Origin of the sequence: Streptomyces sp. NPDC088387 (genome assembly GCF_044753385.1) — a bacterium.
Taxonomy (GTDB): domain Bacteria; phylum Actinomycetota; class Actinomycetes; order Streptomycetales; family Streptomycetaceae; genus Streptomyces.
Window position 1 is genome coordinate 555,444 of sequence record NZ_JBIVNC010000005.1, and the last position, 12,644, is coordinate 568,087.

At 69.1% G+C, this 12,644-nt stretch carries 10 protein-coding genes; 2 read left to right on the forward strand and 8 right to left on the reverse strand.

The genetic code is table 11. The features are described 5' to 3' along the window. Window positions 1–337: 337 nt before the first annotated feature. The 3 genes from ACIQAC_RS17105 to ACIQAC_RS17115 form a co-directional block, all read right to left on the reverse strand. Complete coding sequence (locus ACIQAC_RS17105; RefSeq protein WP_402191682.1) at window positions 338–1,240, reverse strand: ADP-ribosylglycohydrolase family protein; 903 nt, start codon at window positions 1,238–1,240, stop codon at window positions 338–340. 12 nt (window positions 1,241–1,252) lie between these two features. Beyond that, window positions 1,253–1,912 (reverse strand): histidine phosphatase family protein, encoded by a 660-nt coding sequence (locus ACIQAC_RS17110; RefSeq protein WP_402191683.1) that lies wholly within the window; start codon window positions 1,910–1,912, stop codon window positions 1,253–1,255. Between the two features lie 148 nt (window positions 1,913–2,060). After that, on the reverse strand, window positions 2,061–2,666 hold the full coding sequence (locus ACIQAC_RS17115) for a YdbC family protein (RefSeq protein ID WP_402191686.1): 606 nt from the start codon (window positions 2,664–2,666) through the stop codon (window positions 2,061–2,063). A 149-nt stretch (window positions 2,667–2,815) separates the two neighbouring features. On the opposite strand from ACIQAC_RS17115, the gene ACIQAC_RS17120 reads away from it, so the two are divergent. After that, window positions 2,816–3,349, forward strand: a complete 534-nt coding sequence (locus ACIQAC_RS17120; RefSeq protein ID WP_402191688.1) for a TerD family protein — start codon at window positions 2,816–2,818, stop codon at window positions 3,347–3,349. A 79-nt stretch (window positions 3,350–3,428) separates the two neighbouring features. On the opposite strand, the gene ACIQAC_RS17125 is transcribed toward ACIQAC_RS17120, so the two are convergent. From ACIQAC_RS17125 to nrdR, 3 genes are all read right to left on the reverse strand, one after another. Further along, window positions 3,429–4,169 (reverse strand): hypothetical protein, encoded by a 741-nt coding sequence (locus tag ACIQAC_RS17125; protein WP_402191690.1) that lies wholly within the window; start codon window positions 4,167–4,169, stop codon window positions 3,429–3,431. A 155-nt stretch (window positions 4,170–4,324) separates the two neighbouring features. Beyond that, window positions 4,325–7,219 carry a vitamin B12-dependent ribonucleotide reductase gene (locus ACIQAC_RS17130; RefSeq protein ID WP_402191692.1) on the reverse strand — a complete coding sequence of 965 codons (2,895 nt, stop codon included), beginning with the start codon at window positions 7,217–7,219 and terminating at the stop codon, window positions 4,325–4,327. 163 nt (window positions 7,220–7,382) lie between these two features. Next, complete coding sequence (nrdR, locus tag ACIQAC_RS17135; protein ID WP_402191695.1) at window positions 7,383–7,949, reverse strand: transcriptional regulator NrdR; 567 nt, start codon at window positions 7,947–7,949, stop codon at window positions 7,383–7,385. A 560-nt stretch (window positions 7,950–8,509) separates the two neighbouring features. Between nrdR and lexA the strand changes: the two genes are divergently transcribed. Next, a complete protein-coding gene (gene lexA / locus ACIQAC_RS17140; protein WP_402191697.1) occupies window positions 8,510–9,289 on the forward strand; it encodes a transcriptional repressor LexA in 780 nt (259 codons plus the stop codon). Window positions 9,290–9,420: 131 nt separating this feature from the next. Here lexA and ACIQAC_RS17145 read toward each other — a convergent pair whose 3' ends face one another. Together ACIQAC_RS17145 and ACIQAC_RS17150 are read right to left on the reverse strand one after the other, a co-directional pair. After that, window positions 9,421–11,409 carry an ATP-dependent DNA helicase gene (locus tag ACIQAC_RS17145; RefSeq protein ID WP_402191700.1) on the reverse strand — a complete coding sequence of 663 codons (1,989 nt, stop codon included), beginning with the start codon at window positions 11,407–11,409 and terminating at the stop codon, window positions 9,421–9,423. A 271-nt stretch (window positions 11,410–11,680) separates the two neighbouring features. Beyond that, window positions 11,681–12,469 (reverse strand): GNAT family N-acetyltransferase, encoded by a 789-nt coding sequence (locus ACIQAC_RS17150; protein ID WP_402191776.1) that lies wholly within the window; start codon window positions 12,467–12,469, stop codon window positions 11,681–11,683. Window positions 12,470–12,644: the final 175 nt, after the last annotated feature.

Sequence of the window (12,644 nt, forward strand, 5' to 3'; positions counted from 1 at the left end):
GTTCCGGGCCCTCCCCACGGCCACGGCGGCCACGAGCAGCCCCACCAGGCCGATGAGGCAGAAGGGACCGCCCAGGCGGACCGGGCCGCCCTCGCCGACCAGGCCAAGAAGTACCGACGAACCCTCCATGACCACCCCCTGCGCCACTCGCATCCTCCGCCGACGCCTACGTCACGCAGCGGATGTCATGACAACGGGCCACCGAACACGGAGAGTTCCCGCCGAGCACAGAGAGTTTCAAAACTGCCGAAGGCGCCCACCGCAGCGCAGAGTCCCGGCCAGGTCCCCGCCAAAGCCTCCGCGGCACCGAGACCCGGACAAGCCCCCGCCGCGAGGCCTAATCCCCCGGCACCCACCCCGGCAACGCCTCCACCCGCTCACTCCACGTGGACGGCGGCGCACCCGCCTTCCCGGCGGCGAGGATGCCGCCCACGATGGCGCAGGTGGTGTCCACGTCCCCGCCGACCTGCGCGGTCGTCCAGAACGCCTGCTCGTAGTCGCCGAGGGAACGCGCGGCGGACCACAGGGCGAAGGGCACGGTGTCGTGGGCGGTCGTACGCCTCCCGGAGCCGAGCACCGCGGCGACCGTGGCGGCGTCGCCGTAGTCGAGCATGTCGCGGGCGCGCCGCAGCCCCGCCTCGACCGCGCTCCTCGGGATCAGCGTGAGTACGCCGTCGAGGAGCGCCCCCGGTGTGGGTGGACCGCCGGGCGCACCGGCCAGCGCGGCGGCCGCGGCGACGGCCATGGCACCGACCACGGCCTCGCGGTGCTGGTGGGTCGGGTAGGCCGAGATCTCCGCCTGGTGTGTGGCCTGCTCGGGGTCGTCGGCGTACCAGGCGCCCAGGGGCGCGATGCGCATCGCCGCGCCGTTGCCCCAGGAGCCCTGGCCGTTGAAGAGCGCGGCCGACAGCTCCCGCCAGTCGCCGCCCTCCCTGACCAGCCGCAGGAGCCGGTTGACGGCGGGGCCGTATCCGCGGTCGAAGTCGTGGTGCTCGGCGAAGGAGGCCGCCAGCGCGTCCTGGTCGATACGGCGGTGGGCCGCGAGGACGGCGACGACGGAACAGGCCATCTCCGTGTCGTCGGTCCACTGCCAGGGCGCGGACGGCAGCTCGCGGCGCTTCAGCAGCGGGTAGTTCACGGGGACGAAGAACTGTGAGCCCAGCGCGTCCCCCACCGCCAGTCCACGCAGACTGGCCAGGGCGCGCTCAAGGCGTCCGTCGGAGGAGGAGTCAGCGGTCATCGCTCTGCCACTCTATCCGGTGATCCCGTACGGCTCCGGATCTCGCCAGCGTTCGAAAGGGCGGTCCATCGTGTACTTGTCGTCGTCTCCGAGGACGAGCATCCGGACCTCGCCGTTCCCCGGATTCGACAGCGACTCGAATTCGGCCACCGTCCAGTGGAACCAGCGCATGCAGAACAGGCGCATCGCCAGGCCGTGGGTCACAAGTAGCACGTTCGGCGGATGGTCGGGGGCCTCAAAGCTGCGGTAGAGGCTCTCCAGGAAGCCGCCGACCCTGTCGTACACGTCGGCACCGCTCTCGCCCTGGGCGAAGCGGTAGAAAAAGTGCCCGTAGGCGTCCCGGTAGGCCTTCTGAAGGCGTACGTCGTCGCGGTCCTGCCAGTTGCCCCAGTCCTGCTCACGGAGCCGGGGCTCCTCCCGCACGCGTATCAGCTCGGGGTCGAGGTGGAAGGCGCGCAGGGTCTCGTGGGTGCGGCGGTACGGGGAGACGTACACGCTGACGCGCTCCCGTCCGAAGTGCTCGCGCAGCCGCTTTCCGGCCTCCTCGGCCTGCCGCCAGCCGCGCTCGGTCAGGGCGAGGGCATGGTCGGGCTCACGCTCGTAGACGGTGTCATCAACATTGCCCGTTGACTCCCCGTGGCGGACAAGGACGATGCGCCGTGGTCGTGCCATGCCAAAACCCTAGATCGGATCACGCCACAGCGAGCAGTCGTACGCGCTCCATACGGCGTAGGTCACACAGTTCCTGCACCAAGGACACCAAGAGCCACACCCGGCGCACGCCTCACGCGCGTGTGGGACCGCACCGCGCGGAGGCCCGTCAGACCGTCCAGGACGGCTCCAGTTCCACGATGTCACCCGTGAGGGCGGCCACGTCCGCCTCGGTCTGGGCACGCAGGGCGAGGCGTTCCACACGCTCGGTACGGTACTTGCCGTGCTCGGCGGCCGAGCGCCACATGGAGAGGATCATGAACTCGTTGCCCGGCGCCTCGCCGAACAGCCCGCGGATCATCCCGGGCGAGCCGGCCATCGCGGGATTCCAGACCTTCTCCTGCATGAGCGTGAAGTTCTCGACCCGCTCGGCGTGCACACGGCAGAGGGCCACGCGGATCAGGTCGGCGTCCGTGAACCGCGGTTCGAAGCCGGTCTTCACGTCGAAGCGGTAGTCGAACAGCCTGACCTGGGCGTCCTTGAACGTGCCCGACTGGGCCGACGCGAGCCGGTCGTGGGAGCGGGCCATGAAGGAGTCGTAGAAGGCGCGGCTTTCCCAGAAGGCGAAGGTGTGCGCCACCGCGGTTCGTCCCCGGCTCCAGCCTCCGCCCTGTCCCCTGAATCCTGGCTCTCCCAGAAGCCCCGCCCACTTTCGCTGCCCGCGCTCGAAGCCGCGGCGGTCCACCACGGTGCAGCGAATCCACTTGACCAGCACCGCGCCATGGTACGGCCCGGAGCGTGGCGCCGGTCACGCTCGCCGGGGGCGCACGCGCGCGTGCCGATGCCTTCGCGTGGCAGGATGGACAACCGGCCCTGGCCACGGGGCAGTTCGGCGTGACGTCGTACGGGGAAGGGGCACAGTCGGTGAACGACCTCAGCAAGGGCATTCGCAAGGCCGAGATCTCGCTGAAGTGGGATCCGAGTCCGGCAGGACAGCCGCCGACCGATCTGGACATAGTGGCCGCGACGTACCTCGCGAGCGACCCGCAGAGCCAACCCGCCTATGTGGTGCACTTCGACAGCCGCTCCCCCGACGGCACGATCACCCTCAACCGGGACAGCAAGGACGGCAAGGGCTTCGGCTGGGACGAGGTCCTGACGGTGGAGCTCGAGCGGCTGGACGCCCGGTACGCGCGCGTGGTGATCGGTGTCGTCATCCAGCAGCGCCCGGACCGCCGGACCTTCGTCAGCGTCGTCAACCCCAAGCTACAGATCCGTGAGGGCTACACCGACCTGGCCACCGACGACTTCGGCGGAGTTCTCGCCGCCACGGCGGCGACGATCGGGGAGTTCATCCGCACCGACGCGGGCAGCTGGGACTTCTACCCGGGCGTGCACGGCTTCGAGGAAGACCCGGTGAACTTCACGCGGACGATGGGCGCGACGGCACGTTCGTAGTACCGGAAATCCACTCCGCGCGGAAGGCGGTGGAGCCGGTAGCCGCTGGAGCCGGAGGCCCGTTCCACCGCTCTGTCCGTCACCTGAGGTCGGTCAGCCACGGATAGCCGAGCTCTCGCGCGAACTCCCGTGAGCCTCCGCAGACCTCACCGGTCTCCTTGGGGTCGTCGTCGAGGAGTTCGCGCAGTAGCCGGCGGACCTGTACGTCGGGAGCGTCACCGGAGACGGTCAGCCGCCGGCGGAACTGGAGCCAGGGCCGCTCGTCCTGACCGTTCGGCCGCCTGGGGTGGAACAGGGCGACGTTGACCCGGGCGGGTTCCCAGAGCGGAGCCGCGACCCAGGCCAGCTCACATTCCCAACGACCGAGCGACTCCGGATGCCGGCGAAGATTCTCCTCCAGGAGCCTGGCGACGGTACGGGCCGGCCATTCCCAACCGCGGTCGGCGACCGCCCGCCGCACCTCCGCCTCGTACTGCCGCATGTCGAACCGGTACTCAGGGAGCTCCAGCTCGCCGTCCGGGTTCCGCCAGTTGTTCCATACGACGGCGTCTCCGACGCGAGTGATGGTCACGTAGGCGGCGCCACAGCACCCCTCCGTGCACTCCGCCTCGGCGAGCCGCACCTCTCTGGCGTCCTGGGACGGCAGGAGCGGGCTGGAGGGTGTGAGGAGGCTTTGAGGGTCCTCCGCCGGGCCCTCGTCGAACGCGTCGGCCAGGACGTCGATTCCGTCGATGATCGGTCGCACCTCGACCGTGCCCCCACGTTCGTCCGACTCCGGGACGACGACGCGAAGGGTGAGGTGATGCGGATGGGATGGCATGCCCCGATGGTGGGCCGTATCAGCGTCGGCTGTCATGTCGTTTCTCGCCGGCGACGCCCTCTATCGCCTCCATCGACCTCCATCGACCTCCATCGCCTTTCAGGACACGCCGAAGGGGACCGGCCAACGGCCGGTCCCCTTCGGGAAACCACAGGTCAGCTGCACCCGCTCGTCGACCCGCAGCCCTCGCAGATGTAGCAGGACCCGGCCCGCTGCATCTTCGTGCCACAGGAGAAGCACAGCGGGGCGTCCGCCTGGATGCCCAGTTGCATTTCGACCAGTTCGGCGCTGGTGTGCGCCTCCTGCGGGGCGGGCTGGGCCGCCTCGATGCCGGCCTTCGGCGTGGCAACGGCCTGGATCTGCTGGGCGCGAGGCGCCGACTGGGCGAGGCCCTCCACGTCGACGTCGTCCTCCAGCGGCTCGTACGAACCGGTCTCCAGGTGACGCTGACGCTCGTCGGCGGAGTGGATGCCGAGTGCCGAACGGGTCTCGAACGGCAGGAAGTCGAGCGCCAGGCGGCGGAAGATGTAGTCGACGATCGACTGGGCCATGCGGACATCGGGGTCGTCCGTCATACCGGCCGGCTCGAAGCGCATGTTGGTGAACTTCGAGACGTACGTCTCCAGCGGCACGCCGTATTGCAGGCCCACCGAGACGGCGATGGAGAAGGCGTCCATCATGCCCGCGAGGGTCGAGCCCTGCTTGGACATCTTCAGGAAGACCTCGCCGAGACCGTCGTCCGGGTAGGAGTTGGCGGTCATGTAGCCCTCGGCGCCACCGACCGTGAAGGACGTGGTGATGCCGGGACGGCCCTTGGGAAGGCGCTTGCGGACCGGGCGGTACTCGACGACCTTCTCGACCGCGGCCCGGATCGTCTCCTCGGCCTTCTCGGTGACCTCGGCCTTCTCCTTCTCCTTGGTCTTCGCGGAGAGGGGCTGGCCGACCTTGCAGTTGTCGCGGTAGATCGCGAGCGCCTTGACGCCCATCTTCCAGGCCTCGAAGTAGACCTCCTCGACGTCCTCGACGGTCGCCGTCTCCGGCAGGTTGACCGTCTTGGACAGCGCGCCGGAGATCCAGGGCTGGATGGCGGCCATCATGCGGACGTGGCCCATCGCGGAGATGGAGCGCTCGCCCATGGCGCAGTCGAAGACCTCGTAGTGCTCGTGCTTGAGGCTCGGGGCGTCGACGACATTGCCGTGGTCGGCGATGTGGGCGACGATCGCCTCGATCTGCTCCTCCTGGTAGCCCAGGCGGCGCAGGGCCTGCGGGACCGTGCCGTTGACGATCTGCATCGAGCCGCCGCCGACCAGCTTCTTGAACTTGACCAGCGCGAGGTCGGGCTCAAGACCGGTGGTGTCGCAGGACATCGCGAGACCGATGGTGCCGGTCGGGGCGATGACCGACGCCTGGGAGTTACGGAAACCGTTCTTCTCGCCGAGACGCTGGACGTCCTGCCAGGCCTCCGTGGCGGCGGCCCAGATCGGCGAGTCGAGGTCGTCGGTGCGGGCGGCCTTGTCGTTGGCGTCGGCGTGCTGCTTCATGACGCGGTTGTGGGCGCTGGCGTTGCGCGCGTAGCCGTCGTACGGGCCGACCACCGCGGCGAGTTCGGCGGAGCGGCGGTAGGCCGTGCCCGTCATCAGCGAGGTGACGGCACCGGCGAGGGCGCGGCCGCCGTCGGAGTCGTAGGCGTGGCCGGTCGCCATCAGCAGGGCGCCGAGGTTGGCGTAGCCGATGCCGAGCTGGCGGAACGCGCGGGTGTTCTCACCGATCTTCTGGGTCGGGAAGTCGGCGAAGCAGATGGAGATGTCCATCGCGGTGATGACCAGCTCGACGACCTTGGCGAAACGCTCCGCCTCGAACGACTGGTTGCCCTTGCCGTCGTCCTTGAGGAACTTCATCAGGTTCAGGGAGGCGAGGTTGCAGGACGTGTTGTCCAGGTGCATGTACTCGCTGCACGGGTTCGAGCCGTTGATACGGCCGGACTCCGGGCACGTGTGCCAGTGGTTGATGGTGTCGTCGTACTGGATGCCCGGGTCGGCGCAGGCCCAGGCGGCCACGGCCATCTTGCGGAAGAGGGCCTTCGCGTCGACCTCTTCGATGACCTCACCGGTCATCCGGCCGCGCAGGCCGAACTTCTCGCCGTTCGCCACGGCGTTCATGAACTCGTCGTTGACCCGGACCGAGTTGTTGGCGTTCTGGTACTGGACGGACGTGATGTCGTCGCCGCCCAGGTCCATGTCGAAGCCCGCGTCGCGCAGGGCGCGGATCTTCTCCTCTTCCTTCACCTTGGTCTCGATGAAGTCCTCGATGTCGGGGTGGTCGACGTCGAGGATGACCATTTTGGCGGCACGACGGGTCGCGCCGCCCGACTTGATCGTCCCCGCGGAGGCGTCGGCGCCGCGCATGAAGGAGACCGGGCCCGACGCGTTGCCGCCGGAGGAGAGCAGCTCCTTGGAGGAGCGGATCCGGGAGAGGTTCAGGCCGGCGCCGGAGCCGCCCTTGAAGATCATGCCCTCTTCCTTGTACCAGTCGAGGATCGACTCCATGGAGTCGTCGACGGACAGGATGAAGCAGGCGGAGACCTGCTGCGGCTGGGGCGTGCCCACGTTGAACCACACGGGGCTGTTGAAGCTGAAGATCTGGTGCAGGAGGGCGTACGCCAGCTCGTGCTCGAAGATCTCGGCGTCGGCGGGCGAGGCGAAGTACTTGTAGTCCTCGCCGGCCTTCCGATACGTCTTCACGATGCGGTCGATCAGCTGCTTGAGGCTGGTCTCGCGCTGCGGGGTGCCCACAGCACCGCGGAAGTACTTACTGGTGACGATGTTGACCGCGTTCACCGCCCATTCGGCGGGGAACTCGACGCCACGCTGCTCGAAATTGACCGAGCCGTCGCGCCAGTTGGTCATGACGACGTCACGCCGCTCCCATGTCACCTCTTCGTAGGGGTGCACGCCGGGGGTGGTGTGAATGCGCTCGATACGCAGGCCCTTGGCCACCTTGGCACCCTTTGTGCGGGTACCTCGTGCCGGACCGCTCGCCGTCTCTGTCATGCCGCCTCCCTGTACGGGCTGAAACGCCCTGAAGTGCCCCGATGTTCCCGTGGCACGATGTTCTGTCTGATGCTGCGGGCACCTCACGAGTCGCCCGCAACAGGTCTTGGGTCGCCGCCTTCCGGCCGGCCCCGGTATCCGCGGTCCGGTGCCGGCCCGCCTGTCAGTCGGCGGCGTGGGCGGGCTCGGGAACCGGACCGGTTCCGCCGGGCCCGCGTTCGTCTTCCTGGCTCCCCGCGACAGCGCCTTCTCCGTCTTCGCGGGCCTCTTCGTCCGCGGCGGGGCGTCCCGTCAGCCTGAGCTCCACGATGGCCGCCTCGAAGTCCTCGAGCGAGTCGAACGCCCGGTAGACGGAGGCGAAGCGCAGATAGGCGACGAGATCCAGCTCCTGCAAGGGGCCGAGTATGGCCAGACCCACGTCGTGGGTGGTCAGCTCGGCGCTCCCGGTGGCCCGCACCGCCTCCTCGACCCGCTGGCCGAGCTGGGCGAGTGCGTCCTCGGTGACAGGCCGCCCCTGGCATGCCTTGCGCACGCCGTTGATGACCTTGGTACGGCTGAAGGGCTCGGTGACTCCGGACCGCTTGACCACCATCAGCGAGCACGTCTCCACGGTCGTGAAACGACGGGAGCAGTCAGGGCACTGGCGGCGTCGGCGGATCGACGTGCCGTCGTCGGTCGTACGACTGTCGACGACGCGGCTGTCGGGGTGCCGGCAGAAGGGGCAGTGCATGATCTCCCAACCCTCCTCACAGCAGACTCAATGGCCTCAGGAGGCCACTCGGGCCCCTCGAAGCAAGCCCAAGCATAGGCGATCGCCGAGGACGTGGAGACCCGGGGGACCACAACTTCTGGGCTGCTCCCGCAATCCAACCACTACATGTGGGGATTGGCGATACATCCACGCCGTACCGCGTGTCGCGCGCGGAGCGGCATGTGCCGGGTGCCCGTTCCGACACCACGGACACAGATGTGCAGCGCCGTACCGCCGCGGCGGATGGGGAGATACCGTGGGCGCCACAGGGAGGTGGCGTGGGACTCTCGCGCAGGTGGAGACCCATGACCTGTTGACAGGACACCGGATGGCAGACTGGGACGACCCGCGCAAGGGCGGCGACCCGGCAGCCAAGTGACACAAGGCGCCCGTTTGTTCGGCGGAAAACGCGTTAGCCATACACCCAGACACATGATCGCGTCAGGGTCTTCACAGTTTTTCACTCGAACGTGTGTTTGGCGCAACCTTTCGAAAGCAACTACCGTTGTCCAGCAGGGAGACCATCGAGAGGGGCCGACGTGACCACCACCGCAGACAGTGCCGCCATTGCCGCCCAGGACCGCTCCCAGGGCCGACTGGAGCCGGTGCATGCGATGAACGAAGCCACGAATCCCGAGGGGCACAAGCGCTCCCTGCCGGGCCGACCTCCAGGCATCCGGGCGGACAGCTCGGGGCTGACCGACCGGCAGCGCCGGGTCATCGAGGTCATCCGGGACTCGGTGCAGCGGCGCGGCTACCCGCCGTCGATGCGGGAGATCGGCCAGGCGGTCGGCCTGTCCAGCACCTCCTCGGTCGCACACCAGCTGATGGCACTCGAACGCAAGGGCTTCCTGCGCCGCGACCCGCACCGCCCGCGCGCGTACGAGGTACGCGGCTCCGACCAGGCATCCTCCGTGCAGCCCACGGACACCGCGGGCAAGCCCGCCGCGTCGTACGTGCCCCTCGTCGGCCGGATCGCCGCCGGTGGACCCATCCTCGCCGAGGAGTCGGTCGAGGACGTCTTCCCCCTCCCGCGGCAGCTGGTCGGCGACGGTGAGCTGTTCGTGCTGAAGGTCGTCGGCGACTCCATGATCGAGGCCGCGATCTGTGACGGCGACTGGGTCACGGTCCGCCGTCAGCCCGTCGCCGAGAACGGTGACATCGTCGCCGCGATGCTCGACGGCGAAGCGACCGTCAAGCGCTTCAAGCGCGAGGACGGCCACGTCTGGCTGCTCCCGCACAACGCCGCGTACGAGCCGATTCCCGGCGACGACGCCACCATCCTCGGCAAGGTCGTGGCCGTACTGCGCCGCGTGTGAGCGCGGCGGCGGGCGGGCATGGCGACCCGCTCCCCTGACCGGGCCCCGGGACCTCTGCGCCGGTTCCGGGGCCCTGTGTTGTCCTACGGCGGAACCCCTGCGCCGCGACACAGGGGCGGCTCCGCGTCCTCCTACTCGGCTGCCTCCGCTTCCTCCGCCGCACGGGCCGCAGCGTCGATCACGGTCAGTGACTTCCGCACCTGGTTACCGTCCGTCGTGTACCAGAAGTCGGGCAGGGACGCCTTCAGATAGCTGCCATAGCGCGCTGTCGCGAGGCGCTGGTCGAGCACCGCGACCACACCGCGATCCCCCGTCGCCCGTACGAGGCGACCCGCGCCCTGGGCCATGAGGAGCGCGGCGTGGGTGGCGGCGACCGCCATGAAGCCGTTGCCCCCGTTGTCCTCCACGGCCTTCTGGCGGGCGCTCATCAGCGGGTCGTCGGGACGCGGGAACGGAATCTTGTCCATCACGACCAGCTGGCAGCTGGGACCCGGCACATCGACGCCCTGCCACAGGGACAGCGTGCCGAACAGACATGTCTGCGGATCGGCCGAGAAGTTCTTGATCAGCTCGCCCAGGGTCTCCTCGCCCTGGAGCAGGATCGGGAACTCCGGGATGCGCGACCGCAGTTCCTCCGCGGCCAGCTGGGCGCCGCGCATCGACGAGAACAGACCGAGCGTGCGGCCGCCTGCGGCCTGGATCAGCTCCGTCAGCTCGTCCAGCATGTCGGCACGGTCGCCGTCCCGCGCGGGGCGCGAAAGATGCTTGGCGACATAGAGGATGCCCTGCCTGCGGTAGTCGAACGGCGAGCCGACGTCGACGCCCTTCCACTGCGGGAGTTCGTCGCCCTGTGTGCCCTCGGGAGCCAGGCCCAGCGAGGCGCCCACACCGTTGAAGTCGCCGCCCAGCTTCAGCGTCGCGGAGGTCAGGACCACCGAGCGGTCTGTGAAGAGCTTCTCCCGCAGGAGACCCGACACTGACATCGGCGCGACGCGCAGGGAGGCGCCGAAGCGGTCGTGACGCTCGTACCAGACGACGTCCCACTCCGAACCGTTGGTGACCCGCTCGGCCACGTCGTGCACGCTCTCCACGGAGGCCAGCGCCTGTTTGCGGACCGCGTCCTCGTCCTGGACGGACTTGTCGCGGGTCGCGCCGATCCCGGAGATCACCGTGCGGCAGGCGTCCCGAAGTGCCATCAGCGCGTAGCCGAGGTCTTCCGGAATCTCCTCCAGGCGGCCCGGCAGGGCCAGCTCCATGATCCGCTCGAAGCCCTCCGCGGCGGTCTGGAGCTGGTCGGCGGCCTTCTCGTTGACGAGCTTCGCGGCGCGGCGCACCGCGCGGTTGACCTGTCCGGGGCTCAGCTCGCCCGTGGCGACACCGGTGACCCGCGAGACCAGTTCGTGCGCCTCGTCCACGATCAGCACCTCGTGCGGCGGCAGGACCGGGGCGCCCTCGATCGCGTCGATCGCCAGCAGGGCGTGGTTGGTGACGACGACCTCGGCGAGCTTCGCGCGCTCGCGGGCCATCTCGGCGAAACACTCGGCGCCATACGCGCACTTGGTCGCGCCCAGGCATTCGCGCGACGACACCGACACCTGGGACCACGCGCGGTCGGAGACACCCGGGGTCAGGTCGTCCCTGTCGCCGTTCTCCGTCTCGGACGCCCAGTCTCGCAGCCGCAGCAGGTCCTGGCCGAGCTTGCTGGTGGGGGCCGCCGCCTCGAACTGGTCGAAGAGTCCCTCCTCCTCGTCCTGCGGCACACCTTCGTTGAGGCGGTGCAGACAGACGTAGTTCGACCTGCCCTTGAGCATCGCGAACTCCGGGCGGCGCCGGAGCAGGGGATGCAAGGCGTCCACCGTCCGCGGCAGGTCGCGCTCGACCAGCTGGCGCTGGAGGGCCAGGGTGGCGGTCGCGATGACGACTCTCTCCCCGTGCGCGAGCGCGGGCACCAGATACCCGAGCGATTTTCCGGTGCCGGTGCCGGCCTGGACCAGCAGGTGGGAGCTGTCGTCGATGACCTCCGCGACGGCTTCGGCCATGGTCACCTGGCCAGGGCGCTCCGTACCGCCGACGGCAGTGACGGCAGCATGCAGGAGTTCAGGGAGTGAGGGCTTTGTCATAGCGCGACCACCCTACGGCTCGGCACTGACAATCGGGCGATCACGGTGTGGGCACGGGGGTTGAGGAGGGGGTGGGAAGAAGCGGGAGGGGAGTGGAAGGGGCTGGCGGTGGGGGTGGGAGGGGCTGGCGGTGGGGTGGGAAGGAGCGCGGTCGGTTCGCCGGCGCTCGCCGCCTCGGGGTCTCGGGGCCGGCAATCGGATTGGCGTCGATCAAGTGGGAACCGGATGGACCCGGGCGGTGTACCAAGAGTGATGAGACTGTGGCGCACCGCTACAGCAGGTCACGCAGGGACCGGTCGCGGATCATCAGGGCGGCCCGCTTGGCGGGCAGGTCCACCTCGGCGGCGAACCGGAAACCGGCGTTGAGGAAAGCGGCGACGGAGGGGGTGTTGCGAATGTCGGGTTCGGCTACGACGCGTGCGCAGGTCGGTCGATGGTCGAGAACCAGATCGGACACGGCTCTGAGCAGGGAGCCGCCCAGTCCCTGGGCACGGTCGGCGACACCTCCCACAAGAAGGTGGAGCCCGGTGTCGTGCGGTCGGGCGGGGTAGTGGCGGGCCAGCAGATCCAGGTCGGCCCGATAGATCTCCCAATAGCTCATCGGCTTACCCTCCAGGACGCCCAGACAGGGAACACTGCGTCCGTCACCGGCCAGCTGCCGGCGCAGATGTTCCTCGGCCACGCTCTCGGAACCGCCCAGGTCCCAGAACGCGGCCACGGCCGGGTCGTTCATCCAACGGCTGATGAGAGGGAGGTCGCGGGCGATCCGGACGGGGATCAGCTGGAAGGTGCCGGCCGGTGTCTCCTTGGGGCCCCAGTCGGCGAGGTGGTCGAGGAGGTCGGGGGCGCCCAGGAAGTCCGGGTGCTCGGCGTGCTTGGGGTGCTCGGGGTGCTCGTGGATCGTCGGCACGTCGGCGGTCTGTGCGGTCGGTGCGGCTTCGTCGGCTGCCGGTTCCTCGGCCTTCTCCCAGCGTTGAGCTCGGCCTTCCGCTTCCGTCGGCCCGGCCTCGCGCGCAGCCAGGTTCGTCTCGGCGTTGGCTTCACTGGCGGTGGCGGCAATTCCCTCCTGGGTCTCCGTCTCCGTCCATGCCGCCACCTCCACCTCCGTCTCTGTCGCCGTCCATGTCCTCACCTCCTCATCCACCCCCGCCCCCGGCTTCGCCTCCGTCGCCGTCCTCGTCTCGGCGCAGAGCGCGAGCAGTTCCTCCGGGAGTTCGAGGTCCAGGGTGTCCTCG